1 protein-coding gene is annotated in these 496 nt (G+C 65.5%); it reads right to left on the bottom strand.

What is annotated here, in order from left to right; translation table 11 throughout:
• On the bottom strand, positions 1-496 hold a 496-nt coding region (locus P3H15_RS55065), incomplete at both ends, for an aldehyde dehydrogenase family protein (RefSeq protein WP_276144952.1).

Here is a 496-nt window from a genome sequence, read left to right as displayed (position 1 = left end):
GCGGCCTCGCCGGCGTCGATGTAGGAGGCGACCTTGTCGCGGTGCACCTTGGTCACGAGCGGGCCCATGTCGGAGTCTTTGGTGCCGTCGCCGATCTTGAGGGTGTTGGTGCGTTCGGTGATTTTCGCGACGAGTTCGTCGGCGATGTCGCCGACGGCGACGAGGGCGGAGATGGCCATGCAGCGTTCGCCGGCGGATCCGAAGCCGGCGTTGACCATGGCGTCGGCGGCGAGGTCGAGGTCGGCGTACGACCGATTCTTCACCATGTTCCGCACACTCAGATCCTCGATGGCGATCACTTGGTTTTCGCGCACCAGCCGAGTGGAGAGTGTGTGCAGATAATCGCGCCGCCGATCGGCGATCCGGCCATGAATCTTCGCGACCTTCAGTCGGGCCTTGGCCCGGTTCCGGGACCCCTTCTCCTTCCTGGCCAGAACCCGCTGCGCCTTCGCCAACCGCGCACGGTCCGTGCGCTCATGGCGCGGGTTGGTGATCT

It is taken from the genome of Rhodococcus sp. T2V, from assembly GCF_029269925.1.
Lineage (GTDB): Bacteria > Actinomycetota > Actinomycetes > Mycobacteriales > Mycobacteriaceae > Rhodococcus_F > Rhodococcus_F koreensis.
Note: the sequence above shows the minus strand (reverse complement) of the source record. Positions and strands in the feature narration are given on the sequence as shown.